General features: G+C 67.3%; 24 protein-coding genes, 1 tRNA gene and 1 pseudogene. 20 read left to right on the forward strand and 6 right to left on the reverse strand.

Going from position 1 to position 26,770, the window contains the following annotated elements:
* Positions 1-550: 550 nt before the first annotated feature.
* From AAW13_RS22425 to AAW13_RS45620, 5 genes and pseudogenes are all read left to right on the forward strand, one after another.
* The gene (locus tag AAW13_RS22425) at positions 551-3,391 is read left to right on the forward strand and encodes a PKD domain-containing protein (protein ID WP_046726963.1); all 2,841 of its coding nucleotides are present in this window, start codon (positions 551-553) and stop codon (positions 3,389-3,391) included.
* Between the two features lie 15 nt (positions 3,392-3,406).
* Positions 3,407-4,477: pseudogene (locus tag AAW13_RS22430) on the forward strand (tyrosine-type recombinase/integrase); the annotation flags it as partial.
* A gap of 685 nt (positions 4,478-5,162) precedes the next feature.
* On the forward strand, positions 5,163-5,609 hold the full coding sequence (locus AAW13_RS22435) for a hypothetical protein (RefSeq protein WP_143145030.1): 447 nt from the start codon (positions 5,163-5,165) through the stop codon (positions 5,607-5,609).
* Positions 5,610-6,463: 854 nt separating this feature from the next.
* A complete protein-coding gene (locus AAW13_RS22440; RefSeq protein ID WP_046726960.1) occupies positions 6,464-7,222 on the forward strand; it encodes a DUF6928 family protein in 759 nt (252 codons plus the stop codon).
* A gap of 134 nt (positions 7,223-7,356) precedes the next feature.
* A complete protein-coding gene (locus AAW13_RS45620; RefSeq protein ID WP_143145031.1) occupies positions 7,357-11,088 on the forward strand; it encodes an NACHT domain-containing protein in 3,732 nt (1,243 codons plus the stop codon).
* Positions 11,089-11,430: 342 nt separating this feature from the next.
* On the opposite strand, the gene AAW13_RS22445 is transcribed toward AAW13_RS45620, so the two are convergent.
* Genes AAW13_RS22445 through AAW13_RS22455 form a run of 3 tightly spaced genes read right to left on the reverse strand, consistent with a single transcriptional unit; the run spans position 11,431 to position 12,672 of the window.
* Positions 11,431-11,832 (reverse strand): hypothetical protein, encoded by a 402-nt coding sequence (locus AAW13_RS22445; RefSeq protein WP_046727134.1) that lies wholly within the window; start codon positions 11,830-11,832, stop codon positions 11,431-11,433.
* Positions 11,832-12,260 carry an ATP-binding protein gene (locus AAW13_RS22450; protein WP_046726959.1) on the reverse strand — a complete coding sequence of 143 codons (429 nt, stop codon included), beginning with the start codon at positions 12,258-12,260 and terminating at the stop codon, positions 11,832-11,834. The genes AAW13_RS22445 and AAW13_RS22450 overlap by 1 nt, the downstream gene beginning before the upstream one ends.
* A 46-nt stretch (positions 12,261-12,306) precedes the next feature.
* Positions 12,307-12,672, reverse strand: a complete 366-nt coding sequence (locus AAW13_RS22455) for an NUDIX hydrolase (protein WP_071659645.1) — start codon at positions 12,670-12,672, stop codon at positions 12,307-12,309.
* A gap of 110 nt (positions 12,673-12,782) precedes the next feature.
* On the opposite strand from AAW13_RS22455, the gene AAW13_RS22460 reads away from it, so the two are divergent.
* From AAW13_RS22460 to AAW13_RS22510, 11 genes are all read left to right on the forward strand, one after another.
* On the forward strand, positions 12,783-13,574 hold the full coding sequence (locus AAW13_RS22460; RefSeq protein ID WP_046726957.1) for a GntR family transcriptional regulator: 792 nt from the start codon (positions 12,783-12,785) through the stop codon (positions 13,572-13,574).
* Between the two features lie 170 nt (positions 13,575-13,744).
* Positions 13,745-14,101, forward strand: a complete 357-nt coding sequence (locus tag AAW13_RS22465) for an SCO3933 family regulatory protein (RefSeq protein ID WP_046726956.1) — start codon at positions 13,745-13,747, stop codon at positions 14,099-14,101.
* The gene (locus tag AAW13_RS22470; RefSeq protein ID WP_046726955.1) at positions 14,101-15,480 is read left to right on the forward strand and encodes an FtsK/SpoIIIE domain-containing protein; all 1,380 of its coding nucleotides are present in this window, start codon (positions 14,101-14,103) and stop codon (positions 15,478-15,480) included. Before AAW13_RS22465 ends, AAW13_RS22470 begins: the two co-directional genes overlap by 1 nt.
* A gap of 88 nt (positions 15,481-15,568) precedes the next feature.
* Positions 15,569-16,201, forward strand: coding sequence for a DUF2637 domain-containing protein (locus tag AAW13_RS22475; protein ID WP_046726954.1), 633 nt, complete (start codon positions 15,569-15,571; stop codon positions 16,199-16,201).
* Between the two features lie 12 nt (positions 16,202-16,213).
* Positions 16,214-16,396: a hypothetical protein gene (locus tag AAW13_RS22480; RefSeq protein ID WP_046726953.1), complete on the forward strand. Its 183-nt coding sequence runs from the start codon at positions 16,214-16,216 to the stop codon at positions 16,394-16,396.
* A gap of 2 nt (positions 16,397-16,398) precedes the next feature.
* Positions 16,399-16,590, forward strand: a complete 192-nt coding sequence (locus tag AAW13_RS22485) for a mobile element transfer protein (protein WP_046726952.1) — start codon at positions 16,399-16,401, stop codon at positions 16,588-16,590.
* 16 nt (positions 16,591-16,606) lie between these two features.
* Positions 16,607-16,801 carry a hypothetical protein gene (locus tag AAW13_RS22490; protein WP_046726951.1) on the forward strand — a complete coding sequence of 65 codons (195 nt, stop codon included), beginning with the start codon at positions 16,607-16,609 and terminating at the stop codon, positions 16,799-16,801.
* A gap of 25 nt (positions 16,802-16,826) precedes the next feature.
* Positions 16,827-17,075, forward strand: coding sequence for a hypothetical protein (locus AAW13_RS22495; RefSeq protein ID WP_046726950.1), 249 nt, complete (start codon positions 16,827-16,829; stop codon positions 17,073-17,075).
* Positions 17,076-17,216: 141 nt separating this feature from the next.
* The gene (locus AAW13_RS22500; protein ID WP_071659646.1) at positions 17,217-18,518 is read left to right on the forward strand and encodes a replication initiator; all 1,302 of its coding nucleotides are present in this window, start codon (positions 17,217-17,219) and stop codon (positions 18,516-18,518) included.
* Positions 18,515-18,727, forward strand: a complete 213-nt coding sequence (locus tag AAW13_RS22505; RefSeq protein ID WP_046726948.1) for an excisionase family DNA-binding protein — start codon at positions 18,515-18,517, stop codon at positions 18,725-18,727. Before AAW13_RS22500 ends, AAW13_RS22505 begins: the two co-directional genes overlap by 4 nt.
* Positions 18,727-19,896, forward strand: a complete 1,170-nt coding sequence (locus tag AAW13_RS22510) for a tyrosine-type recombinase/integrase (RefSeq protein ID WP_071659647.1) — start codon at positions 18,727-18,729, stop codon at positions 19,894-19,896. The genes AAW13_RS22505 and AAW13_RS22510 overlap by 1 nt, the downstream gene beginning before the upstream one ends.
* 49 nt (positions 19,897-19,945) lie before the next feature.
* Here AAW13_RS22510 and AAW13_RS22515 read toward each other — a convergent pair.
* Positions 19,946-20,019 (reverse strand) — tRNA-Gly (locus AAW13_RS22515).
* A 525-nt stretch (positions 20,020-20,544) separates the two neighbouring features.
* Here AAW13_RS22515 and dcd point away from each other — a divergent pair.
* Both dcd and AAW13_RS22525 read left to right on the forward strand, forming a co-directional pair.
* Complete coding sequence (gene dcd / locus AAW13_RS22520) at positions 20,545-21,120, forward strand: dCTP deaminase (protein ID WP_046726946.1); 576 nt, start codon at positions 20,545-20,547, stop codon at positions 21,118-21,120.
* Between the two features lie 10 nt (positions 21,121-21,130).
* On the forward strand, positions 21,131-21,649 hold the full coding sequence (locus AAW13_RS22525; protein WP_046726945.1) for a phosphoribosyltransferase: 519 nt from the start codon (positions 21,131-21,133) through the stop codon (positions 21,647-21,649).
* Between the two features lie 80 nt (positions 21,650-21,729).
* Here the strand turns inward: AAW13_RS22525 and AAW13_RS44995 are convergent, their stop codons facing one another.
* Positions 21,730-22,425 carry a hypothetical protein gene (locus AAW13_RS44995; protein WP_143145032.1) on the reverse strand — a complete coding sequence of 232 codons (696 nt, stop codon included), beginning with the start codon at positions 22,423-22,425 and terminating at the stop codon, positions 21,730-21,732.
* Between the two features lie 192 nt (positions 22,426-22,617).
* A complete protein-coding gene (locus tag AAW13_RS22535) occupies positions 22,618-23,634 on the reverse strand; it encodes a Yip1 family protein (protein WP_167391726.1) in 1,017 nt (338 codons plus the stop codon).
* Between the two features lie 433 nt (positions 23,635-24,067).
* Here AAW13_RS22535 and AAW13_RS22540 point away from each other — a divergent pair, with 433 nt between their 5' ends.
* Positions 24,068-24,388, forward strand: coding sequence for an antibiotic biosynthesis monooxygenase family protein (locus AAW13_RS22540; RefSeq protein ID WP_046732434.1), 321 nt, complete (start codon positions 24,068-24,070; stop codon positions 24,386-24,388).
* A 150-nt stretch (positions 24,389-24,538) separates the two neighbouring features.
* Positions 24,539-26,767, forward strand: a complete 2,229-nt coding sequence (locus AAW13_RS22545) for a SpoIIE family protein phosphatase (protein WP_046732433.1) — start codon at positions 24,539-24,541, stop codon at positions 26,765-26,767.
* Positions 26,768-26,770 lie beyond the last annotated feature (3 nt).

Consider the following 26,770-nt stretch of genomic DNA (forward strand, 5'->3'; position numbering starts at 1 on the left):
AGCGATCGAACAGCCCGGGATGGAGGCGTGGCCAGGAGAGGTTCGCGCAGGTCTTGGAGACTCGACAGGCCCTGCGACCACTCCGCACGCGTGACACCCTCGGGCGGTCTCACCACCTCGTCGCCGTACTCACCGCGGCCTTCCTCGGCGAGCTTCAGCGGGACGCGGAGGAGTTCGGCATCGACACCCCTGCTGTGGCGCGGTCTACAACTTGGTGGACTGGCTCACGGAGGCGCTGACCGGGCAGTGCGCGACGGGGACCTCCACGCCCGGCGAGCTCCGCGAACGGGGCTGAGCGAGATGAGACGGCGCAGCGGCTGACGAGGGCACGAGGTAATGGGAGGCCCAAGAATCCGCAGTGCGACGCTCTTCGATTGATCAAGATTTGCCTCAAGGGGCTCATCGGCACCAGGGGAGTCGCAGATTGATGATTTCTCCGTGCCTGGTCTGCCGTATCGTTCCGCCAACTCCAGCAGACAGATGCCTGGATCTCAGTGGCTGGCCGCGCGCGCCGACGTCCGTCGTCCAACGGCCCGGGGGAAACACGTCCATGAGCCGTAGGCGACTGCTCGCGACATCCGCTGCCGTCCTCTCCCTACTGATCGGCGGTGCCGGTGTCGGCGTGGCCCACGCCGACACCGGCACGACCCTGTACGTAGACGATGCCGCCGCCGGCTGCAGCGACACCGGACCCGGCTCGCAGGCGGAGCCCTTCTGTCAGATCCAGCCGGCCGCGGACGCGGCGGCACCCGGGGACACCGTGGATGTCGCGCGGAACTCGACCCCGTACGCCCCGGTGACCATCGCGTCGGTCGGCACCACAGACGCGCCCATCACCTTCGCCGTGGCTTCCGGCAACAGTTCGTCCACGACCGGCTCCGTCGTCGTGAGCAAGACCTCGACTCCGGCGATGACTTTCTCCGGCGCGCAGTTCGTCGATGTGACCGGGTTCAACATCGGGTCGCTCGGGACGAGCGCCCTCGTGTTCTCCCAGTCCCAGCACATCTCCTACGGCACCGGCTCGGTCACCACGTCTCCGAGCGCCCCCGGCACCGCTGAGACGATCGCCGTCGACGGCTCGTCCTCCGGCATCTCGCTCACCCGGCTGCGGATCAGCCCCCAATCAGGCGGCCTGGCCTTCGCGAGCGCGGCCGGAGCACAGGACATCACGCTGGCCGACGACCTCGTTCTGACCGGCGGAGGCATCTCGGCCGCCGGCACCACGGGCATCCACCTGGCGGGCGACACCATCGGGACGATCTGCGGCAACGCCGTCAGCCTGACCGACGGCAGCTCCGGGTCCGTGGAGAACACGGTCGCGCTCCGCTACCCGGCCAGATCCTGCTCCGCCACCGGCACACCCGCCGAGATCACGGTGGACTCCTCCTCCGCACCGCAGGTCACCGCGGACTACAACGCGGTCAACCCCCTGTCGACCGGAACCGACTACGACTGGGCGGGCACCGCATACGCCACCAGTCAGGCGTTCCAGACCGGCACCGGCCAGGGGGCCCACGACCTCGACCAGACGGACGTGACGCTCTCCACCTCGCCCTCGGAGCACTCGCCGCTGATCGATTCGGCCGACGCCGACGCTCCCGGTGAGCTCTCCACCGACCTCCGCGGGGCGTGGCGGGCCGACGACCCGCTGGTCACCGACACCGGCACGGGTGCCGGTGACTACGACCGCGGCGCGCTCGAGTTCCTGGACCCGCTGAGCCTGGGCACATTCGCCCACTCGCCCACGAACGTGTACGTCGGCATCCCGGTCACCTTCACGGAGGACATCTACAACCCGTGGTCGGACTCCCTCGACGGCTACAGCTACGCCTTCGACTTCGGGGACGGCACCACGGTCACGTCCAAAACGGGTTCGGTCACCCACACATATACGCAGTCCACCATGGGCACCGACGTCAACGCGACGGTCACGGTGTACCGGGCGAGCGGCAGCAAGCTGGGCACCGAGTCCAGCTCCTACCCCGTCGACACCCTGCCGCCGCTGACCGGGAGCATCAGCTGCGACACCACCACACCCAGCCTGCCGGACACCGGAATCTGCAACTTCACCGCCTCCGACTACAGCGGCTACTCGGTCACCAGTGACCGGATCACCTTCGGCGACGGCTCGGCGGCGGTCTCGGTGACGGACTCGGATGGCTACGTCCAGCACACCTACGCCCGCGCCGGCACGTACACCGTCACCCAGCAGCTCACCGACTCCGACGGACGAACGGCCACCGACACCACCCGGACCACCGTCGGCCCGGCCTACATCGCCGTCAGCCCGAAGCGCATCCTGGACACCCGCAACGGCACCGGCGCAGCCAAGCGGCGAGTGGGTCCCGGGGGCGTGGTCCGCCTCAAGGTGCTCGGCGTGGGCGGCGTCCCGGTCTCCAGGGTGACCGCCGTGACCCTGAACGTCACCGACACCGACGCCACCGCGAGCAGCTACGTCACGGTCTACCCGTACGGCACCAGCCGCCCGACCGCGTCCAGCCTCGACTTCACCGCCGGGCGGACCAACCCCAACCTGGTCACGGTCCGGGTGGGCTCGGACGGCTACATCGACCTGTACAACGCCCACGGCTACGTCGACCTCATCGCCGACGTGCAGGGCTACTTCACGACCAAGGCCAGCACGACCGACTCCCGCATGAGCAATCTCTACCCCGTCACCCCGACCCGGGCCCTGGACACCCGCGACGGCACCGGCGCCCCCAAGGGCAAGGTCGCGCCCGGCAGCACGACGACCCTCACCCTGCCGAAGGCGGCACGGCTGCCGGGGACCGTCGGCGCCGTCCTCGACATCACCGCGACGGGAGGCACCAGCAGCGGCGTGGTCACCGTCTACTGCGGCAGCCGCCCCAGCACGTCGAACCTCAACTACCGCACCGGGCAGACCGTCTCCAACCTGGTCGTGACGAAGGTGTGCACCGGCGGCAAGATCGAGATCTACAACGGCGGCGGACACGTCAACCTGACCGCCGACCTCCAGGGGACCTACATCAACCTGGATGGGGGCTGGGGCAGCCCCTATGTGCCGGCCAACCCCACCCGCTTCCTCGACACCCGCAACGGCACCGGTGCCCCGACCGCGCCGCTCGGCGCGAACGGCACCCTCACCGTGAAGGCCGCCGGAGTCCACGGCGTCCCGGCCGACGCCACCGCCGTCCTGGTCAACCTCACCGGCGTCGCCCCGACCACCGGCACCCACCTCACCGCGTACGGCGCCGGCAGCCTGCCCGACGTCTACAACGACACCCTGAGCACCGGCGAAACCCGCCCGGTCCTGGCCGTGATCCCCGTCGACACCAACGGCAACATCCACATCCACAACGCGAACGGATCCCTCAACATCGTCGCCGACCTCGAGGGCTACATCGGCTGACCGCGAACCCGCGCCCGCCCCGGCCGCTGGACGGCCTCGTGTCTCGGCCCCTGGCTGTCCCAGGCAGAGGCGTATCTTCCCCGTGGCGACTGGCGTGCCCCCGACGCGGGAGCGGTCAACTTCCGTACGTACGCAGAGAAGTGGGTCGAAGAGCGGGAACTGTCCGTCCGTACCGTGGACCTGCACGAAGACCTCCTCAGGGTCCACACCTTCCCGGCCTTCGCAACCCTCGACCTGGACGAGATCACCGCCCCTCGCGTCCGTGAGTGGCGCACTGAGCGGCTGCGGGCGACGGGTGCGAAGACGACCGTCGCCAAGGCGTACCGGCTCGTCAAAGCCATCATGGAAACCGCCGTCGACGACGAACTGATCAGCCGCAACCCGTGCCGCATCAAAGGCGCGGGCAAGGAGTCAGCCGCCGAACGTCGTATCGCCACCGTCGCCCAGGTCGACGCCCTCGCCGACGCGATCGGTATCCGCTGGCGCCTCATGGTCTACCTCGGCGCGTACGGTCCGATGCGACCCGAGGAACTCGCCGGCCTCCGCCGCCGAGACGTCGACCTCGACAACCTGCTGATCCGCGTCCGCGTCGCCGAGCCCGAGCGGACCAACGGCAAGCGGGCTCCCGGCGAGACCAAGAGCGATGCGGGTGTCCGTACGGTCGTCCTCCCGGCCTTCCTCCACAAGGATCTGAGGCGGCACCTCGACTGGTATGCCGAGAAGGGACCCGATGGTCTTCTCTTCGTCGGCGAGAAGGGAGCGGCCTTCCGGCGGACATCCTTCGGTCGGAAATGGCGACGGGCCCGCGAGGTCGTCGGCCTCCCGGACGGCTTCCGCTTCTACGACCTTCGTCACACCGGGCACACCCTCTCGACCCGATCTGGCGCCACCCTCAAGGACACGATGGTCCGCGCCGGTCAGTCCTCCGAGAAAGCCGCGATGATCTACCAGCACTCCGACGACGAGCGGCAACGGGAGGTCGCCGCAGGGCTGGACGGCATGGTGCGATCCGAGCGTGCGAAGCACCACAAAGGACACCACACGGACGACCGCCCACACCACCAGAAGGAGTCATCAGCGGGCTAATGGTGCGCTAGTGGTGCGGCACCCGCCCACCGGTCTAGACGACAAAGAACCCCCGGGTCATCGACCTGGGGGTTTCTGCTGGAGCGGGTGACGAGAATCGAACTCGCGCTCTCAGCTTGGGAAGCTAAGGTGATCTAGGGTGCGCTACTTGGCTGACCTGCGGTGGAAGGGGATCGGCGCCCGGTAGCCAGGCCGTTGGTTTCCCGGTGTTCCCCCTGATTCCCCGCCAGATCTGGCACACGTCTGGCACGAGCCCACTACCTTCTGATGATCACGAAGTTCGCTTCACTACGTGGCCCAAGGCAACAAGGCCGATTCCGACCACTGACAACGACGGATGGTCGAACCCACTGCACGCAACGAGTAGAGCACCCGCTCCCCAGAGTCTCGGCTGTCGAACGTGACGCTGTAGCCATCGGCCCGGCATACGCCCGAGGAGCAGGCCATGCAGGCCGAGAACAACACACGCGAGCCAGAGTGCCCCGACCAGCATCAGCAGCGGCAGCAGGGAGCCGGCAAACGATGTCGACATGGTCGTCCCCCTGGTGGGCTGGTTGCTCGTTCCCCTAACGAAAGTCTGGCACGTCAGTGCGGCTACCCCGGATCCTCGGGGATGCTTGCCATCTCTCGGTGGTACCAGTCATGAGCAGAGCTTGTTCTCCAACACCGATCAACGGGGGCTCAGATGGCGACGCAACCGAGTTCGGATGAACGCCTCGTGATGTATCAAGTTGTCGCAGCCAGGCACGCGAGTCTCGATCAGATGGTCTGGCAGGTACCCGGCATCGCCCTCACCGCCCAGGCGTTCCTGATGACGATTGGCCTCGGGCCCGGATCCGGGCAACTCGCGCGGCTCGGATCTGGACTTCTCTCGGTAGTGGTTGCCTTCATGTCTGTTGAGCTGCTGATGAGACACCGACTCAGCGCGATCGCGGATGCAGTCTGGCTGGAGAGATTCGAGCGAGAGCAGGGCTGGGAGGTACTCCACAGGCCATTGAACGACCGGTGCACCCAGCTCGGCGTGCCCATGGCGTGCGTCGCCCGTCCTCGCGCCTATTCCGTATGGATCGCGGGGCTCTCAGCCTTTGGGCTCGTAGGCGCTGGCATCGCGGTCAACGCGCTCGTTGGGTAGTCGGTGCCTCAGCTTGGGAAGCTGCGATCCTTTGCGTCCAGTTCGTACTTTGACCTGGGTGAACGCCCGGGGCCTTATCCTCTCGGCCTTGGCGGCTTTCACCGTGGTTCCCCGCTGTTCCCCGCTCGATCTGGTGCGCTAGTGGTGCACGACGTTGTCAGTGGCTGGCCGTACGCTGCGGAGCGTTGGGTCGGTCTGCTGTCTCGGCAAAGAAGAGCGCGCGACCAAGGGGGGTGGCTCAGAAGAGATCCGTCCAGTCCCCCTGATGGAGGTAGCAGCGCGCAGTGCCCTGCATCATCTGACGCCACCGATCGTGCGCCCTGCCCCGTGCCGGCTACGTGCCACACGCTGGATGTCCGGAGGCGCAGCGAACCGACGGAGGGGGACAGACCGTGGGTGAGTGGAAGCAGGGGAAGCCCGAGCCACGTCGGTCCGGGAACTCGTGAAGCTTCGACACCACCCCCTCCAACAGACGCAGAGAGGTCCCGGACCGCGCACGGATCACTTCTTACGGCGCCTGCTCGCACGCTTCTTCAGCTCGGCCTGGCCGCGCTGGCGCACGCCGGTCAGTACGTCGGGAGTGCTCTTCTGGGTGCACGCTTTCCAACTGTGGTGGTAGGGCCGTGGGCCATGTCCAGGGGCGTTCACCTGCGTTCATGGGCGGCTGGCCCGGGGGCGGGAGCGGCGTTCTGATCTCAGCTGAACGTCGGCGAACGGTGGTGAATGAGACGGAAACTGAGACGGGGCGGCCGAACCTCGCACCCCGAGGTGTGAGGTTCCCCCGAGATGCGGGGGAACCTCAGTGAGTGCGGTTATGTTGCGCAGCCGGGATGCGCAGCTTTCTGGGAGGGGCTGTGGGAGCCAAGACGGGACTGTTGATGTACGCCGACGGTGACATACCGGGGCTGCTGCGGCGAGTGGGGTCGGCTGATCGTGACCGGACGGCCGCCATGATGCGGCGGCTCTATCTGGGCTGGGAGATCGAGGAGTGCGAAGGCTCGACTCTCTGGGACGGCGTGTACCCCCCGAAGGGAACGGTGTATGCGGCCAGTTGGCCTGGGGTGGAGGTCATCGGTGATCAGGGGGTGATGATCGACCTTCCCTCCCAGCTCCCGGGGCGCCTGGTGGCGGCAAGCGCCGGCCGACGGCTCGTCCTGCACGCCATGCACAGCGTCGTCGACTGGTTGGCGTTCGCCGTGTGGGAGGACGGGCGCCTGGTCCGCTCGCTGAGCCTGTCCCCGGACAGCGGCGTCGTCGAGAACATCGGTGAACCGCTCCCCTTTGAACTGCCCTACTGGGCCGGGAACCGTCCGGCTGGCATCGTGCCCTGGCCTGACGAGGACGAAGAGCCGTACCCCCTGCCTTTTCACCCCTTGGAGCTGGGCGAGGACGCGTTGAGGGCGCTTTGCGGTTTCATCCTGGAGGGGCGCCCCGAGCCCGATGACGTCGACGCAGACGCCATCGAGCTGCACGGATTCCATACGCGGGACCCCCACGGGCCCGATCTCGCAAAGCGACAAGCGGAGCTGCGCGTTGCCGTGGACGCCATGGCTCCGCCGCGGGTCTGCACACTGGGTACTGATGGTTCACTGATTGAACGCAACGACCTTTAGCTCACGACCCCTTCGACCGGTCGCGTCGAGTGCTTCCGGCTTCCTCCCCCTCGGACTGACCGAGCGGTAGTCTGAGCATCTTCAAGGCCGTCAGGGGCCACCTCAGCTAGACCAGTTGGGACGGTTGAACTCAGTTGACATACCTGTACGAGCAACTGGACCCTGAGCGGTTTCAGCAACTTTGTCAGGCTCTTATCTCACTTGAGTACCCCGGCACGCAGTGTTTCCCTGTTGGCCAACGGGACGGTGGTCGGGATGCCGTCCAGATGTTCGCGAATACACAAGGAAGTTATCGAGTCTTCCAGGTCAAGTTCGTTAGAAATCCTTTCATTATTGACGATGTCCACAAGTGGCTCGTTGACACAATGAAAGGTGAAATTCCTAAGATCCAAGAGATCCTGAAGCGCAAGAAAGGCGCCATTGAATATATCCTAGTGTCCAACGTTCCTGGGACAGCTTTTCCTGATTCGGGATCGATTGACACTCTTAATGAGCTGCTAAATAGCGACTCTCCTGTTCCTATTCGCGCTTGGTGGAGAGACGATCTAGACCGGAGATGCGACGGGCATGCTGATGTCAGGTGGGCCTACCCAGACATGCTCCGCGGCACCGACCTGCTACAGGCCTTGGCGGAATCTATCGGAGGCGACCTGTCGGGTAACCGTCTGGATGTCTTGCGAAGCTTTGCTGTGGAACAGTTCGACATGGATAACGAGGTACGATTCAAACAAATTGAGCTGAGTAACGAAATCCTCAATCTCTTCGTCGACGTTCCTGCGATTATTCCCTTGGCCCACGAAGAGGGGCGCCGCAAGGAAGAAAAGCGTGCGCTACAAATTCGCCAGATTGTACAACAGATCGCCCAACGCGATGGTACAGTTAACGACCTAAATGAGCCTGTTGGGGCGGCACGACTCCTCCTTAACGACGACATAGCAAAATTTTCTGACCTGGTTGTACTAGAAGGAGGCCCTGGGCAAGGGAAGTCGACGCTGGCGCAGTATGTCTGTCAGGTCCATAGAATGCGCGTCCTCGGAAAGGACGAGTTCAGCACGCTCCCCCAAGAACATCAAGCTAAGTCTGTCCGATTCCCAATCAGGGTGGACTTGCGCGAATATGCGACTTGGCTTTCGGGTAAAAATCCGTTCGGTCAAGAAGCTGACTCAGAAAGGCCAACGCAATCGTCTAGGTCTCTTGAGTCATTCATCAGCGCCTTGATTAGCGAGACCGCAGGCGGTCGCACTTTTACTGTAGATGATCTATCCGCTGTCGCGCGCTCCAGTTCCCTTCTCATCGTTCTCGACGGCCTAGACGAAGTTGCAGAAGTCCGCCTTCGTAATGACATGGTGAAGGAGATCGGTTCAGCGGCAAGGAGAATGAAAGAGTCCGCCGCTGCACTTCAAATGCTTGTTACGACAAGACCTTCAGCATTGGCCGAGGTTTCTGAATTCCCATCCAAACTATTTCAGCGGTGGACTTTGACGCGGCTCGGCCGACCTCTAATCGAGGAATATTCTGAACGCTGGGCGAAATCACGCCACCTGAAACCAAAAGAAACGGCTAACCTTCGTAAAACACTGGCAGAGAAACTTGACCAGCCGCACATGCGTGACCTTGCACGCAATCCTATGCAGCTTGCCATCTTGCTCACGGTGATTCATACGCGAGGTGGAAGTCTCCCTGACAAGCGGACTGCACTATACGATATCTACGTTGAGCTCTTCCTTGCCCGCGAAGCCGAGAAAAGTGAAATTGTAAAGAAGCATCAAGAGGTGCTGATAGACCTGCATCGCTACCTTGCTTGGCTACTGCACAGTGAGGCGGAGACAGGCAGAGCTCTCGGAAAAATTGAAGGCAGTCGCCTTCGGGAAGTGATCAGAGAATATCTTGTCTCAGAGGGGAGGGATCCCGCTTGGACAAAGGATCTTTTCACTGGCCTAGCACAACGGGTTGTTTTCCTTGTAGGAGCAGTTGAAGGTCTATTTGAGTTTGAAGTTCAGCCACTGCGAGAATATTTCGCCGGCAGGTTTCTCTACGAAACTGCACCTTATAGCCCTGTGGGAAGCCCAAGACGTGGGACAAAGGATGAGCGGTTCGATGCTGTAGCGCGAAATACCCACTGGCTCAATGTGACACGATTCTACGCGGGCTGCTTCAGTAAAGGTGAGTTGCCATCACTTGTCGACAGGCTGGAGGTTCTTTGTGCCGATGGCGACCTCGGCCTCACATCTCACCCTCGTTCACTTTCTGCAACTCTTGTGGCTGACTGGGTTTTCAGTCAAAACCCTCGAAGCCTCAAGAAAGTGATCGAACTCATCCTGGATAAGGACGGATATCGCTCTCTTCTCGGTGATGACCGCTATAGCACGAGTGGCGGTGAGCCCATTACTCTTCCCGATGGGTGCGGTCGCACCGAACTCCTTGATCGCTGTCTAAACGTCCTAAGCGGAGCACCGCCACGGGACATCCAAATCTCAATTACTGCACTCGCGCAGAAGAATGGAACCCGCGAAGAGCTCTATCAGCTATGGCTGGAAGGATTCTCCCTTCTCTCATCAAATGACGAGAAAATCTCCTGGATTTGGTCTGGCTACTTCCTGGGAGTGCTAAATTTTGCGAGCGATGAGGTTTTGCTTAAGACCTTCACGAAGAGCAATGTGCCTCTCGACGACCAGGTAATCCAGGCGGTCATTGCCGCTAACAGGGCGAGCTATTTTGCTCAGCGTTCTGATCTCCTCAAGGATTTCCAGGACGCACTGTTTGATGGTTTCATTTCAGGTTTTCGCGCTCCGCGTAGAAGTCGACTTACGGTTGATCTCTTGTGTGTAGCGCTCAATCCCATGCCCCTGTTGAGGAATCATCCTGATATTCGGCGTACATATGGTGAAAATCTAACTCGTGGTGTCGGTTTTAACGTTCCGTCGGGCGAACTAGTTCCCGTCCAGGAAACAAGAATTGACACAGTGGTTCACTCATTCCAGGAGCTCCTGAAAACTCCCCAGCAAGAAGGCGCCCCGTCAGCGGCTGGCGTGTTCGCTAAATACGTCAGGAAAGTCGAGTTCGCACTGGGGCAGAAATGGCCTGTGTGGAGCATGGCCTGTGCCCTTTCGCTTGCCGCCAAGCGTGGGAAAAGAGATGAAGTCCAACCTAGCGAGCTGTTTGATGACTCCGTGGATGTGGTCGACCGAATTCAGTATGCGCGGTTGCAGGCCGGAAATGCCGCATGGTGGAAAAAACAATTTGCATCAATGGACCTGGAGAAGCGGCAGATTTGGGCTTTGACTGCTTTGACATTCTGTGGCCCTGCTACTCTCGCGAGGGTTTGCAGCGAGCTTGACGATGTAGTCGAGAGTCTAAACGCTCGGGAGAGCGACCGGCTCGTTGGCAGCCTCGAACAAATCCGAGGGTGGCTCGGTGTGTATCGCGATGTGCGCGTCGATTTGTTGCCCGCAGTGATGAGCCCTCGACTCGCTGCCGTCCTCACTATTTGGTCAACCGGCGGCGTGCGGCGTGAAATTGTGGATAGATACCTATCGGCCTACATTGGCGACGAATCTTACGTCCATGAAGCTATCTTCAAGTGCGCGCTTGAGGGGATTCAATCCGGGCATTCAGATTGGGGGGTAGAAATCGACCGGATTAAGCGGGCTTATCGAGCAACGCACGATTCCATGGGACACCTTGGATATGTGCGATCGCCCGAAAATATGCCCGTGGAGGTAGCTCGAAAAATCGCGAGTAACGCAGTTTCATATCCAATTTTCTTGGTTCGCGTGGCGGAAATTAGCATGCGTAGGGCGCTTGCCGAAAGGACAGTTCCTCTCTCAAGGGTCGCGGAACACGGAGGCTGGTTCGAGGAGGAGTGAGGTCGGCGGAGCGATTTTGGCCTGGAGCTGCTTTGGCGCGAGTGATCATGGCCCCGTAAGCTTCCGGCACGTCGGGCAGTCTGTGGACCTGCCCGGTAAAGCACGACGTTGGGGCCATGATCTTCGAGGCTCGCGCCAAAGTGGCTGGCTAAAATCGCGGAGCCGACCGCCCCAGCCACGACATACCCCATCTCTGGCATCAGGTGGCTGATTGCTGTGGGCGCGGCTCGGGCGCCGGCCGGGCTGGAGCGGGGCGGAGACAGGAGCGCAGGCCCGGCCGGGGGCCGGGCCGCGCGCGGGGAGCGGAGCGAGCCGCCTTGAACCTGTAAAGAAGGTTGTAACTCAGTCGGGCGTGTGGGGCGCCAGAGGTGCTGTGTGCGGTTTGAAGTCCTGTGTGCAGGATGGGAGTTCGCTGCCTTGACGGTGTGCCAGCGGTAGGAAGATCACGGGCCGGATCGTCCATGTGATGCGGGTGCTGGCCTGGGTGACTGTCACCGTGCAGGGCTCGGCGCGTAGGAGAGCTTTCCTCGTCGCTATGCGGCCGTCGTACAGCCACTCCCACGCTTCCTGAGATGCGTCGGGGTCGAGTGCCGGTGAGATCGTACGGAGTGCGATGGCAACCCATCTGTCTGCCTGGGGCGCGGAGTAGGCGTCGAAGGATGCCCGGAGTGCCGGCCATCCCGTCCCGTCGGTGATGTCCTCGGTCCAGCACTCGCACCAGTAGCCCCGCTGCGGCTTGTCCATCAGCACGGGTGACCTCCGGTGCGGGGGCCTGCGAACAGCTCGGCGGTGACCGTGTGGCCGCTGTCGCTCTGGTGGACGACGACGCGATGGGCGATCGCGCTGACCATGCCCAGGCCTCGGCCGTGCTCGGCGTCCTGGTCCAGGCGCTCGGCCTTCGGTGCTGTGCCGACGGCTCCGTCGTCCGTGACCGACAACGCGATCACCTGCGCTGACACCGCGAGAGCTAGATGAAAGCTGCCCGACTCCCTGCCGCTGGCTGTGTGGAGGATCGCGTTCGCGCTCAGCTCGCTCACGATCAGTTCGGCGTCTTCGGCTAAAGGGGAACCGCGCAGAATGTCGCGGGCCCAGCGGCGGGCCCGGCTGACCTCTTCCGGGAAACCTGGGCAACTGAGCCCCCAGACCCGGACTGTACTCGTATACTCATGCATACAAGTTCCTTCGTGCTGGTAGGCCGCCATGTGCAGCGGGTTCGGGCTAGACGAGTTTCACGCCGTCATGGGCGCGGATGGCGTAGGCCTCGTCGGCAAGCTCGGAGACTTCTTCACGGGTGGCCCAGCGCAGGGCGCGGGTCTCGTCGCCGGTCGTGGGCGTGCCGTCGGTGGCCTCGCAGCGGAAGACCAGGGAGACGATCAGGCCCGTCATGTTCTTGTAGACGCCGGTCAGGGTCGCCGGAAGGGCGATCTTGATGCCGGTCTCTTCGAGGACTTCGCGTTGCAGGGCCTCGGGAATGGTCTCCTCGCGTTCGAGGACACCGCCCGGCGGTTCCCATTTTCCGTTGTCACGGCGCTGGATCAGGAGGGCCCGGCCGCGGGCGTCTATGACGACCCCGGCGACGCTCACGGAGTGCGGGCGTTCTGTGCTCACGTTCCTCGGCCCTCTCGGCTGGCTAGGCTCTCCACCGTAGCAACAACGCTCGCCCACTCGTCTAGATACCTAAAGGAGTACACACAGTGAGCCCTACTCTTCCTTCGGGCCTCCTAGGAGATCTCGACCCCACGAGCGATCGTGCGGTCTTCCGACAGATCGCCGACCAGCTGCGCGAAGCCATCGACCGTGGGCGATTCAGCGAGGGCGAGAAGCTGCCCTCAGAGGCTGAGCTTGTCGAGCACTACGGAGTCTCCCGGATGACGGTCCGGAACTCGTTCTCCATCCTCCAGGGGGAAGGGCTGGTGCATGCCGAGCACGGCAAGGGTGTGTTCGTGCGGCCCCGGCCCCCCGTGCGGCGGCTCGCCTCCGACCGGTTCGCCCGGCGGCATCGTGAGCAGGGGAAGTCCGCGTTCATCGTGGAGGCGGACGCGGCCGGCAGTCATCCTCAGGTCGACAGTCTTGAGGTCAAGGAAGAGAAGGCCAGTCAGGACATCTCCACCCGGCTCGGGTCCGTGCGGCGGGTGCTGGCCCGGCGGCGCCGGTACCTCCTCGACGGCCGGCCGGTGGAGTTCGCCACCTCCTACCTCCCTCTCGACATCGCTCGCGGTACCCAGATCGCCGAACCCAACCCCGGTCCCGGCGGCATCTACGCCCGCCTCGAAGAGCTGGGCCACCACCTCGATCACTTCGAAGAGGAGATCCGCGCCCGGATGCCCTCGCCGGACGAGGTGAAGACGCTCCGGCTGGCTTCCGGTGTGCCGGTCATTCACCTGATCCGGACCGCCTTCGACACCGAGGGGCGGGCTGTGGAGGTGTGCGACACGGTCATGGCGGCGGATGCCTACGTGCTGTCGTACCAACTTCCGGCGACCTGATCGTCATGGTTTGCGGTGGTGCGCGGGCACGCTTCCTTGAACTCGTACACCCCAACACGCATACTCGTATAGACGAGTGGGCAAGTCGTGTGGCAGGGTGATCGTCATGAGCCCGGGGGATCGGGTTCACAGATCGCTACATGTATAGACGAGTAGATAGGAAGTGTGCTGTGCGCACCATCCGTGTGGAGACCACCGCCGCCACGATCCTCCTCACCGAGGCTCCTGAGCCCAAGGTCCGCGACCGTCAGACCGGCGAGATCGCCAAGGACGCCGTGAGCGGTGAGGCGCTGATGACCATCGGCGTCGTCTACATCGAGGACGGGGAGTCCTCGCTGATCAAGGTCACCGTGCCGGAGGGCGGCGTTTCCGAGGGGCTGAACCTCGGTGCGCCGGTCTCGCTCCCCGGCCTCGTCGCCCGGCCGTGGGAGTCCGTGTTCAACGGCCAGCAGCGTCACGGCATCGCCTACCGGGCCGCCGCCGTCACTCCGGCTGCGTTCCCGGTCGCCATGGGGGCCACCGCCTGATGACCGACCTGACAACGCTCCTGGAGGTGGGTGGTCCTGTCGCCGCGCTCGGCGGCGGGGCTGCCTACACCCGGGCCAAGTACCCGGCGGTCTACTGGTCCGCAGTCGGCGGCCCGATATCCACGGTCCGCCTGCTCAGCTCGTACGGCTCCGTCATGGAAGCCTGCGGCCTGATCGTCGCGCCCTCCCGGCTGCGGGTCCTCGCCGTCAAGGCCACCACCCGGCGGCAGGTCCGGCCGGTCCCGCCCCGCCGGGGCATTCTCCGTCCCACCTCGACCGGGCTGCGGCTTCGGCTCCGGCTTGCTCCTGGGCAGGAGCCCGCCGACCTCGCCGCTTCGGCCGAACGCCTGCGGCACGCATGGGGAGTTCACGCCGTCTACGTCACCACCGTAAAGCCCGGTGTCGTCGAACTGCGGCTTGTCGGGTACGACGTGCTGCGCCGCGTCCGGATGCCCCGCAAGACTGGGGGCGGCTTCCTGAAGGTGCCGGTGGCGCTGCGCGAGGACGCCATGCCCTTCGTCCGCGACTACCGCACCGTTCCCCACCAACTCACCCTTGGCGCGACCCTGTCCGGCAAATCCATGTACCTGCGCCACCTCATTTCCGGACTCGCCCGTCAGGACGGTGTCGCGCTCGTCGGAATCGACTGCAAGCGGGGCGTCGAACTGGCGCCCTTCACCGCCCGCCTCTCCGCCCTCGCCACCGACCCGGACGAAGCGGCCGAGCTGCTCCCCGTGCTGGTCAAGGAAATGGAGGACCGATACGACCTGATCAAGGCCCGGCAGGGCATCGCGCCCAGCACCCCGGACGAGGAGATCACCTCTGACATCTGGGGCCTGCCCGAGAGCGAACGCCCTGTGCCCATCGTGCTGTTCGTCGACGAGGTGGCCGAACTCTTCCTCACCGCCACCCGCAAGGACGAGGAAAGGCGGGACGAGATGGTCACCCAGCTCATCCGCCTCGCCCAGCTCGGCCGCGCCGCCGGCATCTACCTGGAGGTGTGCGGGCAGCGCTTCGGCGCCGAACTCGGCAAGGGCGCCACCATGCTCCGTGCCCAGCTCACCGGCCGCGTCTGCCACCGCGTCAACGACGAAGCCTCCGCCAAGATGGCCCTCGGCGACATCGCCCCCGAAGCCGTCCACGCCGCTTGCGCCATCGCCCCCGAGCTGCCGGGTCTCGCCGTCGCGGGCGACACCTCCGGCGGCTGGTCCCGCATCCGCACCCCCTACCTCTCCCTCGCCGACGCCGCCGCCATCTGCCAGGACACGGCCGACCTGGTCCCCGACGTCCCCGCCCTCAAGCCGTTCCGGGCCTCCGTGCCGGTGCACCCGGTCGAGCCTCCGGCCCCGGTCGTCCGGCCGCGCCCGGTGACGGACTGACCGTCGTTCCTTCCTCGCATCGGTCGGCGTGACCGTCTCGCGCCAAGTCCCTACCTCTCCCATGCCCGAAACCGAAAGGAGCCGGACCGTGCGCGTCCACCTCGGCCGTGTCGACGCGGTGTTGGTTCAGGCGCTCATCGCTGCCGCGCTGTCCTTCGCCCACCTCCATGACGTAGCCATGGCGGCCGGACAGGACGGGTGGAAAGCCTGGGCGTATCCGATCAGCGTCGACCTGCTGCTTGTCGCCGCATGGCGTCGACTCCGCTCCGGTACGACCAAGGCGGCGGCCTGGTGCTGGTTCGTCATCGCCCTCGCCGCGTCCCTCGGCGCGAACGTCGCCACCGCCGGCCTCCTCGACCTGGACGACGTCCCCGCCTGGCTGCGGATCCTCGTCGCTGGTTGGCCCGCCGTCGCCTTCCTCGGCGGCACCCTCCTCGCCCACTCGCCGCCGAAAGCGGCCACCGACGAGATCAGCGCTGACGTCATCGAGGACCAGGAGCAGGAGCCCGAAGCCACACCCGCCACACCTGTCCAACCCACCAGCGAGGCGCTGCCGGAACGCCCGCCCGTTCCGGTCCCGGCCGCCCTGGTCGACCACGCCCGAAAGGTCGCCTCCGAACACCACACCCGCACCGGCACCCCGATCGACACCCCGACTCTCCGTGCCCGTCTCGGCGTCCCGACGCCCATGGCCGAAGCCATCGCCGCCCAACTGACCTGACCAGGAGGAACCATGCCGCTCTGCTTCAACACGGTCGCCGACTACCTCGAAGCGGCCCGCCAGATGGCCGACGCCGGGCGCCCGACGTTGGCCCGGCTCCTCGCAGAAGAGGCCGCCGATCGCATGTCGGACGCTGCCGAAGCGGCCCGGACCCTGAACGAATTCCCCGGCTCCAGCCTGCGACAGGAGGACTGACCGTGACAGCCAACCGTCGCTTCCGCAGCGTCATCCGTATCGGCCCCGTGCAGGTCGGCACTGCCTACGACGATCGTGGCCGCGAGAAGCACACCGCCGCCTGCACTGCCCCGCGCTGCGGCTTCTCCGCCGACTACGACAGCCGGGCCGCCGCCGAACTCGCCGCCCGCACCCACCGCTGCCCCGTCCGCTGAAGGGACCCCGAACACCGTGACCGTGAGTCTGCCGCTGGTTGTCGTACTCGGCTTCTTCGCCTGGGGCGCCGTCAGGTTCCTGGGCGTCCGTGCCTGGGTCGTCGTCCTGGTCGCCCTCTTCGGCTTCTGGCTCTCCCACACCTTCCTGGCACCCGCCATCGAGACCGGTACGCGCTCCGGCGTGGACGTCATAAACGGCTCACATACCTAGACGAGTAGATAAGGAGAACCTAGCCGTGTTTCTGCCCAAGTACCCCGACAGTCCCACTCCACCGCCCGCGCACCCCCACGCACCGACCGACCCAGCCCCCGCCCGGCGCTCCGGGCTCCCGGCCGTCTCCGTCAGTACCGGCGCCGTCGTCGCCGTGCTCACGGGTGGCGTGGTCCTCACCGCGCTCCTGACCGCCGTCGCCGTCTCGGCCATCTCGGTGGCCATCGCCGCCGTGGTCCTGCGCTCCCTGCTGCGCGAGCACAACCGGCGCTGATCCCGCACCGACCCCTGGGGCGGCCACGACACCGCCAAGCATCCGGCCGCCCCGGGGCCCATCACTCCTGACCAATCCCGTCAGAAGGAGACAGCCATCTTCACCCGCACCACCCCGCCCCCGCTCCCGGAACTCACCAGGCTGGCCCAGTACGGCACCCTGCCGGGCATCCTCCAACAACTCTCCGGCCTCGGCGGCTGCACCAACCCAATCCGCCTCGACGGCCACCGCACCGAATACGACCTCGACACCACGACGGGCGAAATCGGCCGTGTGCTCCAGCACCTCGACTCGTCGGCCCTCCCGGCCGGCCAACTCCTCGTCCGCTGCAACAACCGCCGTACCACCCGCTGCGCGGCCTGCGCGGAGGTCTACCGCCGCGACACCTTCCAGCTGATCACCGCCGGGCTCCGGGGCGGCAAGGGCACCCCCGAACACGTCGCCGTCCACCCTCGCGTCTTCGCCACCTTCACCGCACCCGGCTTCGGCCCCGTCCACAACCGCCGCACCGACGGCCGCGCCTGCCGCTGCGGCGCCCACCACGACCCAGACGACGACGCCCTCGGCACCCCGCTCGACCCGGACACCTACGACTACGAAGCGGCCGTGCTCTGGAACGCCCACGCGGGCGCCCTCTGGCGGCGCTTCTCGATCTACCTCCGCCGGGAGGTCGCTAAGCGCGCGGGCCTCTCTCAGCGACGCCTACGGGACCACGCCCGCGTCTCCTTCGCCAAGGTCGCCGAGTACCAAAAGCGCGGTGCCGTCCACTTCCACGCCGTCATCCGTCTCGACGGCCCGCAAGGCGGAGACACCCCGCCCCCGCCCTGGGCCACAGCCGAACTCCTCACCGACGCCATCCAGGCCGCTGCCTCCAAGGTCCGCGTGGACGGCCCGACCCTCGGCGACCGCGCCCACACCTTCGCCTTCGGCCGCCAACTCGACGTCCGCACCATCCGATCTCGCGATTTCAGCGACGGCCAGGAGCTCACTGAACGCGCCGTAGCGGCCTACATCGCCAAGTACGCCACCAAGGGCGCCGAGACAGCCACAGGGGCTCTCGACCGCCCGCTGAAGTTCGCCGCCGAACTCGCCCAGCTCGACATCAGCGACCACGCCCGCCGCCTCATCCGAACCGCCTGGACCCTCGGCGCCCGCAAAGACCTCGAACACCTCCGCCTGCGCGCCTGGGCCCACATGCTCGGCTTCCGCGGCCACTTCTCCACGAAGTCCCGCCGCTACTCCACCACCCTCGGCGCCCTCCGCGACGCCCGCGCCGAATGGCGCCGAGCACAAGTGGCAGCGGCCAACAGCCCCGCGACCACCGAGACGACCCACGTCCTCGCGCACTGGGTCTTCGCCGGCACCGGCCTCAGCGCCGCTGAGACCTGGCTCGCCGCATCCCTCGAACCAGCCCTCGGAACGGAAGGGGAACCCACCGCATGACCGACCGCTACCTGTCCGTCGACCAGGTCGCCGAACTGCTCGGGACGACCGCGCGCTTCCCTCGGCGGCTGATCGAGGAGCGGCGCATCCGGTACGTGAAGGTCGGCCGGCACGTACGCATCCCGGAGAGCGCCGTCTACGAGTTCGTCCAATCCCGCACGGTGGAGCCGCTCAGGCGCCCCCGTACTGGCTTCAGGAGGGCCGCCTGATGGCCAACAACAAGGGTAGGCGCCGCCGCTTCGGCGCGATCAGACGGCTTCCTTCCGGTCGGTATCAGGCGCGCTATCCGGGTCCTGACGGCGTGATGCGTCCGGCTCCGATCACGTTCGAGACGACAGCGGACGCAGACGACTGGCTCGCCGAGAAACAGACGGAGATCCGCCGGGGCGAGTGGCGTGATCCCGAGGCGGGCGCGGTGAGCTTTCGGGCCTACGCCGACAAGTGGGTCGAGGAACGGGAGATCGCGCCCCTCACCCGCGACCTGTACCGCTACCTCCTCGACAAGCACCTGTTCGCCTTCGCCGAGTCGGACTTGGACGAGATCACAGCTCCGCGCGTGCGTGAGTGGCGGGCCGATCGACTGCGGACCGCGAACGCCAGGACGATGACGGCCAAGGCGTACCGGCTCCTCAAGGCCATCATGGAGACGGCCGTGGACGACGAGTTGATCACGCGCAATCCGTGCCGGATCAAGGGCGCCGGTAAGGAGAAGGCGGCTGAGCGGCGCATCGCTACCGTCGCCCAGGTCGACGCACTCGCCAACGCCGTAGGGATGCGCTGGCGGCTCATGGTCTACCTCGGTGCTTACGGTCCGATGCGGCCGGAAGAGCTGGCCGGCCTCCGCCGTCGGGATGTCGACCTCGACAACCTGCGCGTTCGCGTTCGCCTCGCCGAGCCGGAGCGGATGAACGGGCGGCGCGTGCAGGGCGACACCAAGTCCGAGGCCGGAACCCGGACTGTGATTCTTCCCGCGTTCCTCCACCGGGAGCTCCGCTGGCATCTGCAGAGCTACGCCGAGTCGGGCCCCAATGGGCTGCTCTTCGTCGGCGAGAAGGGCGCTCCCTTCCGGCGTAGCACCTTCGGGCGGAGGTGGCGGAAGGCGCGGGAGATCGTCGGCATGCCTGAGGGGTTCCGGTTCTACGATCTCCGGCACACGGGACACACGCTGTCCACGCGTTCCGGCGCCACGCTCAAGGACACCATGGTCCGGGCCGGACAGTCCTCCGAGAAGGCGGCGCTGATCTACCAGCACTCCGACGACGAGCGGCAAGAGGAGGTAGCCGCAGGGCTGGACGCCACGGTCCGTAAGGCACGGGCCGCTGCCGCGCAGAGGGCGCCCGGCAAGCCTTCTGGCACGAATCTGGCACGCGGCAACTGATCACGATGGACAGCAAAAAGGCCCGGGTCTTTGACCTGGGCCTTCTCCGTGGAGCGGGTGACGAGAATCGAACTCGCGCTCTCAGCTTGGGAAGCTGATGTTCTACCATTAAACTACACCCGCGTAGAGACCGACCGGAGTCGGTGTCTGAACGCTCGCTCACTCTACCTCATGACGGACCCCCGGTGCTCGGACCACGGGGTCCGTGTCTGTTTCCGGGCATGGGATCCCGCTGCGGGGGAACGGAGTTGGGGCGTACGGTGGAGGCGTGGGAGAGGGTCCGGGCAGGGTCGGAGTGCCGCCTGGAGAGCCATCCCTTTGATCCCGTAATGTGGCTTTCCGTCGTCACGGCAGTTGGCCCGACGCGGCTCCTGGGGAAGGGAATCAAGGGACTTGATGGAACGCACCGTCGTCCGCTGTGCCGAAGGGCACGTGTTCAGCACCACTTCGTTCCCGATGCAGCAGGCCGAGCGGCTCGGCCCCGGTCGGCTCGTCCGGTGCCCCAAGTGCGCCCGGCTGCGTAGCGCCGTACCGGTCGCGCTGGAAACGCTCGAAAGGCAGTAGCGGCACCGGCGAAGCCGCGACAACTCGGGCGCGTGGACTCGTGGTGGTTTTCACGGGTCCGCGCGCCTTGCGTATCCTCGGGGCGTGCTTCTCTCAGACAAGGACATCCGGGCCGAGATCGACGCCGGGCGAGTACGGATCGATCCCTACGACGAATCCATGGTTCAGCCGTCGAGCATCGACGTCCGGCTGGACCGGTTCTTCCGGGTGTTCGAGAACCACCGGTACCCGCACATCGACCCCTCCGTGGAACAGCCGGACCTCACCCGGCTCGTGGAGCCCGAGGGCGACGAACCCTTCATCCTCCACCCCGGCGAGTTCGTGCTGGCCTCGACGTACGAGGTCATCACCCTCCCCGACGACCTCGCGTCCCGGTTGGAGGGGAAGTCCTCGCTGGGGCGGCTCGGACTCGTCACCCACTCCACCGCCGGGTTCATCGACCCGGGGTTCAGCGGGCACGTCACCCTCGAGCTGTCCAACCTCGCCACCCTCCCCATCAAGCTCTGGCCGGGCATGAAGATCGGGCAGCTGTGCATGTTCCGGCTCTCCTCCCCCGCCGAGCACTCCTACGGCAGTGAGCGCTACGGCTCCCGTTACCAGGGGCAGCGCGGGCCCACCGCCTCTCGCTCCTACCTCAATTTCCATCGGACGCAGGTGTGAGGGACCGGACATGAGCAGCAGTGGTCCCGTACGGGAGAACCTGACCTACGAGCGGTTCGGTGTCGCCGTGCGCGAGCTCGCCCAGACCATCGCCGACGACGGCTTCGAGCCCGACATAGTGCTGAGCATCGCCCGTGGCGGGGTCTTCGTGGCCGGCGGGCTCGCCTACGCCCTGGACTGCAAGAACCTGCACCTGGTCAACGTCGAGTTCTACACCGGGGTGGGGACGACGCTCGAGATGCCCGTCATGCTCGCGCCCGTCCCCAACGTCATCGACTTCAGCGACAAGAAGGTCCTGATCACCGACGACGTCGCCGACACCGGCAAGACGCTGAAGCTCGTCCGGGACTTCTGCCTCGACACGGTCGCCGAGGTCCGCTCCGCCGTCATCTACGAGAAGTCCCACTCCCTCGTGAAGTGCGAGTACGTGTGGAAGCGGACCGACGACTGGATCAACTTCCCGTGGAGTGTGCTGCCTCCCGTGCACAGGTCGGGTGAGGCGCTCCGGGAGAACACGGAAGCGATCTGACCTGCGGTCTCCGTGTTTCCGACCGGACAGGGGAGCCGAGCGGCCCCTGACCTGGTCGGGTCAGGGGCCGCTCCGGCCGGTCAGGGCTGGGGGGTCACCGCCACCCACCGCGAGGCGGGCAGCTGTCCCTGCGCCGGGGCGGGGCACACGAGGGCGTTGCTGGCCGCGCAGTGCAGCGTGTAGACCGTGCCGGCCTGCGTGATGATCTTGTAGAACGCGTCGTTCCCCTGGGCGTCGACCGAGACGCCGCAGACCGTGGAGTCCGTGGGGAAACCGGCGATCGTGCTGAGGTCGGTCCAGCCGGAGGTGTTGGCCGGACCGGAGACGATGTTCGGGTTGTCCGGGTTGTTGCCGCTGGTGGTGCGCCTGCCCGCGAAGGGCACCCCGCCGCGCAGCGCGGCGAGGAACTGCTCGTTGCCGTTCGGCTTCGTCGAGTCCACGCCCGTACCGCACGCGGTCGCGGTCGCGGTCACCGTCGCGGTCGCGCCCGTCGTCACCGTCGCGGTCGCCGTCACGGTCTGGGTCACCGTGGCGGTGGGGGTACCGCTCGGACAGTCGCCGCCCGCACGCCGCTTCGGCTTGCCGTAGTCACAGTGGTGGGGGTCGGCGGTGTACGCCGCGCCCGACCGAGAGGTCATGCCGGTGGCGACCGCCACCGCTGGGGTGCCCACCGCGACCGTCACCGCCAGCGCGATCGCACCGAGCCTGCGGAGGTTTCTGGACCCGGCCTGGGCCATCGGCTCGTGTCGCGAGGCCGTCCCGTGGTCAGGACTCATACGGCTGCTCCTTGTTCCAAGAGTGTCGGGCGTTTCCCCGAGTTCGAGTGCGAGCCTGACGTGCACACACCGGAGCAAAGACGGAGCCATGCAGAAAAATTTATACAGATCATTAAATCGGGCTAGCTGCCCCGAACGCGAAAGGGCCCCCGGCTGCCTCGCCGGGGGCCCTTTCCGTATCCGTGGCGGCTGCTAGAACGTGCCCAGCTTCACGATCGACAGCAGTGCGATCAGCTGGATCGCCGACGCGCCCAGGGCCTTCGGCCACGGCAGGTCGTGGGACTTGGACACCATCAGCGTGAGCAGGGCGCCCGCGGCGACCCAGGTGGCCCAGCCGAGCATCTGCACGAAGCCCGCGTTGCCGCCGAAGAACATGGCGAACAGCAGGCGTGGGGCGTCCGTGATCGACATGATCAGCATGGACAGGCCGACCGTCGGCTGCCAGGCGCCGTCGCCGCCGAGCTGGCGGGCCAGGGTGTGCGTCACCACACCGAGGACGAAGGACGAGAGCACCAGCGCCACCGCCGTCACCAGCACGATCGGGATCGCGTTGGAGAGCGTGGCGCTTATCGCGTCCTCACGGGCGCCGTCGAAGCCGAAGACCGCGAGCAGGCCGTAGAGGAAGGTGACGATGAGGGCGGGGGCCCACATCGCGTAGTCCCGCATCTGGAGGAACGTCTGGTTCGGGGCCAGTACGATCCCCTTCAGCAGGTCCTTCCAGTGCAGCCGCGGCCCGATCGGACCGGCCTGCGCGGCCGAACCGGCGTGATAGGTCGCGCCCCGCGTGTAGCCCTCGGCCTCGTCGACCGAGAAGGCCTGGGTGTGGCCCGGCTGGTTCGCCGCGTACGGGTCGTGGGGACCGGCGCCCTGGCCGCCGCCGTAGCCGCCGTACCCGTTGTCGTCGCCGAAGTACTCCGGGCCGTCGCCGCCGCCCTGGCCCGGGTGGCCGCCGCCCTGGCCGGGGTAGCCGCCGCCCTGGCCGGGGTAGCCGCCGCGCGCCTGCGGCCAGCCGGACCCGCCGCCGTGCTGCGGGTACGACGGCTGCGGGGGCCGCTGGGGCTGCGGGGCCGACGGGTGTCCGTACGACGACGGCCCCGGCTGCCCCCCGTAGCCCTGGGGCGGCGCCTGCTGCCCGTACGCGGGTTGTTGCGGTCGCGCTTGCGGGGCACGGGTGTCCCGGCCGCCGCGTCCGATCCTGAATCCAGCCACGTCCTCGAACGTACCCGGTCCTGAGGAGTCGCGTGCGGGCTCGGCCGCTCGAACCGGCCATTGCCGCAGACCTGTGACATCCCCTAAGGGAAACCCCCAGAGCAGCTCGACGCCGGTCAGGGCAGGTCAGCGGGGGGGCGGCGCCGGATCGGCGCGGGGCCGGCGCGGGGCCGGCGCGGGGCCGGCGCGGGGCCGGCGCGGGGCCGGCGCGGGGCCGGCGCGGGGCCGGCGCGGGGCCGGCGCGGATCGGCGCGGGTCGACGGCGCCCAGCGGCCGGCGACGGCGCCGAAGCAGCCGTGGTGCGTGAGGCCCGCGTTCGCCGCCGCCGTCCCGGCTCCCAGCGGCCCACCACCGGAACACGGCCACGCGGGCGACGGCAGCGCCGTCGTGGTCGTTCACGGTCTGCTGATCTTGGCTGCGGCAGGATGGGGACATGAGCGTAGTCAAGATCAATGTGCTGACCGTGCCGGCTGAGCAGCGGGAGACGTTGGAGAAGCGGTTCGCCTCGCGGGCGCATGCCGTGGAGAACTCGGACGGGTTCGAGTGGTTCGAGCTGCTGCGGCCCGTCGAGGGGACCGATCAGTACCTCGTGTACACGCGGTGGCGGGACGAGGAGGCCTTCCAGGCCTGGATGGAGGGGCCGATGAAGGCCGCGCACCAGGGTGGTGCGGAGGGTGAGCGGCCGAGGCCCGCGGCTTCCGGTTCGTCTCTGTGGTCGTTCGAGGTGGTGCAGTCCGCGGGGCCCAAGGGCTGACCGGCCGCCACTCGGGCCGGGGCCGCGGCGGGGTTGCCGGGCGGGGGTATGCGCATATTGTCGTGACTGGGTGGTGTGCGCCGCCGTGGTGGGCGGGGACGGACCGGTACGGCGTGTGCCGCCCACCGCTCACGACCCGAGGACGACGTCATGCGGCCCAGTGCCCGGCCCAGGGGTGACCTCTCGGTGGACGACGCCCTGGGCGCGGCGCTGGCCGACATGGTGCGCCGGACCGGCGCGGCGATCGGCGGCGCCTACCTCATCGAGGAACCCGCGGCCCTGCTGCGCCTGGTCGCGCTGTGCGGGCTGCCCCTCGACTTCACCGCTCCCTGGCAGCGTCTCGCGCTGACCGCCCCCGTCCCGGTCGCCGACGCCATCGAGGAGGACCGGCTGGTCTGGGTCGGCGGCCAGGACGAGATGGCCCGCCGTTATCCGCGTGCGGCGACCGTCCTGCCGTACCCCTTCGCGCTCGCCGCGGTCCCGGTGCGCGGGGTGCGCCGCCGGTGGGGCGGGGTGGTGCTGATGTGGCCCGCCGACCACCCGGACCGGGTCACCGCCCGCGAACGCCACCACATCACCGCGAGCGCCCGCCGGCTGGCCCGGCTCCTGGACGGCTCGCCGGTGCCGCCCACCCTCTTCGAGGAGCCGCGGATCGTCCCCGTGGGCTCGCCGCGCCACCCCGCCCAGACCGCGCTGGCCGCCGTCGACTACCTGGACCGGCTCCCGGACGGTGCCCTCGCCCTCGACCTGGAGGGCCGCATCACCTTCATGTCCGGCACGGCCGCGCGGCTGCTCGGCCGGGACGCGCAGCGGCTGCTGGGCACCCGGCCCTGGCAGTCGCTGCCGTGGCTGGACGACCTCAGGTACGAGGAGCGGTACCGCATGGCGGTGGTCAGCCGGACGCCGGTCTCGTTCAGCGTGCGGCGCCCGCCGGACCAGTGGCTGACCTTCCACCTCCACCCCGACGACAGCGGCATCAGCGTGCGCATCACCGCCGAGCCGGAGCCGTCGGAGCCGGCGCCCGGCCGCACCGGCCCGGAGCCGCCGGACCCGGCGCCCGGCCGTACGGAGTCCACCCGCGCCGGCCGTACGGAGTCCGCCCGCGCCGGCCGTACGGAGTCCGCCCGCGCCGCCCATACCGAGCCCGTCCCGACCGAGCCCGTCCCGACCGCGCCCGGACGGCTCTACCAGCTGATCCACCAGGCGGCCGCGCTCACCGAGACGGTGACCACGGCGGATCTCGTCGCGCTGATCGCCGACCAGATCCTGCCGGCGTTCGGGGCCCAGGGGCTGGTGCTCAGCACCGTCGAGGCGGGCCGCCTCAGGATCACCGGGACGCACGGCTACCCCGCCGACGTCGTCGACCGTCTCGACGCGCTGCCGCTCGACACCGGTCTCACCCCCGCCGGCCAGGTCCTCGCCAGTGGCGCCCCCGCGTTCTTCGGCAGCCCGGCCGAGCTGGCCCACAGCTACCCCCGGGCACCGCTGATCAGCGGGAAAAAGGCGTGGGCCTTCCTGCCCCTGGTCGTCTCGGGCCGTGCGGTGGGCTGCTGCGTCCTCTCCTACGACCGCCCGCACACCTTCACCGCCGACGAACGCGCCGTCCTCACCCCGCTGGCCCGGCTGCTGGCCCAGGCCCTGGACCGGGCCCGCCTCTACGACACCCAGCACCACCTCGTCCACCAGCTCCAGCAGGCGCTGCTGCCCCGGACCCTGCCCGCCCTGCCCGGCCTGGAGGTCGCCGCCCGCTATCTGCCGGCCGCGCACGGCATCGAGGTCGGCGGCGACTTCTACGACCTGCTGCGCCTGGACGGCACCGGGGTCGCGGCCGTCATCGGTGACGTGGAGGGCCACAGCATGGCCGCGGCCGCCCTGATGGGCCAGGTCCGTACCGCCATCCACGCCCACGCCACCGCGGGCGCCGCCCCGGACCAGGTCCTCGCCCGCACCAACCGGCTGCTGGCCGACCTGGCCTCCGACCTCCTGGTGACCTGCCTGTACGCGCACCTCGACCTCGCCCGCCACGAGGTCGTGCTGGCCGGCGCCGGTCATGTCCCGCCACTGCTGCGCCCGGCCGCCGGGCCCGCCCGCCCGCTCCACCTGGACCCCGGCCCGCCGCTGGGCGTCGACACCGGCGCCCGCTACCCCCTCACCCGCGAGCCGCTCCCGCCGGGCGCCGTGCTCGCCCTGTACACCGACGGCCTCGTCGAACGCCCCAGGACCGACGTCCAGCAGGCCACCGCGGACCTCGCCGACCACCTCACCCACGCCGACGTCCACGACCTGGAGCGCCTCATCGACGCCCTCGTGCACCGCGCGTGGCCGGCCGGCGGCCACACCGACGACCTCGCGGTGCTCCTGCTGCGCACGGCGGGCTGAGCG

The organism is Streptomyces humi (assembly GCF_001005085.2).
GTDB lineage: Bacteria > Actinomycetota > Actinomycetes > Streptomycetales > Streptomycetaceae > Streptomyces > Streptomyces humi.

Bases quoted from the DNA above. Each gene is read 5' to 3' on its own strand.
- AAW13_RS22425 (WP_046726963.1), top strand. From the start codon at position 551: ATGAGCCGTAGGCGACTGCTCGCGACATCCGCTGCCGTCCTCTCCCTA.
- AAW13_RS22435 (WP_143145030.1), top strand. From the start codon at position 5,163: ATGGCGACGCAACCGAGTTCGGATGAACGCCTCGTGATGTATCAAGTT.
- AAW13_RS22445 (WP_046727134.1), bottom strand. From the start codon at position 11,832: ATGGACAAGCCGCAGCGGGGCTACTGGTGCGAGTGCTGGACCGAGGAC.
- AAW13_RS22450 (WP_046726959.1), bottom strand. From the start codon at position 12,260: ATGCATGAGTATACGAGTACAGTCCGGGTCTGGGGGCTCAGTTGCCCA.
- AAW13_RS22470 (WP_046726955.1), top strand. From the start codon at position 14,101: ATGACCGACCTGACAACGCTCCTGGAGGTGGGTGGTCCTGTCGCCGCG.
- AAW13_RS22480 (WP_046726953.1), top strand. From the start codon at position 16,214: ATGCCGCTCTGCTTCAACACGGTCGCCGACTACCTCGAAGCGGCCCGC.
- AAW13_RS22505 (WP_046726948.1), top strand. From the start codon at position 18,515: ATGACCGACCGCTACCTGTCCGTCGACCAGGTCGCCGAACTGCTCGGG.
- AAW13_RS22510 (WP_071659647.1), top strand. From the start codon at position 18,727: ATGGCCAACAACAAGGGTAGGCGCCGCCGCTTCGGCGCGATCAGACGG.
- AAW13_RS22525 (WP_046726945.1), top strand. From the start codon at position 21,131: ATGAGCAGCAGTGGTCCCGTACGGGAGAACCTGACCTACGAGCGGTTC.
- AAW13_RS44995 (WP_143145032.1), bottom strand. From the start codon at position 22,425: ATGAGTCCTGACCACGGGACGGCCTCGCGACACGAGCCGATGGCCCAG.
- AAW13_RS22540 (WP_046732434.1), top strand. From the start codon at position 24,068: ATGAGCGTAGTCAAGATCAATGTGCTGACCGTGCCGGCTGAGCAGCGG.
- AAW13_RS22545 (WP_046732433.1), top strand. From the start codon at position 24,539: ATGCGGCCCAGTGCCCGGCCCAGGGGTGACCTCTCGGTGGACGACGCC.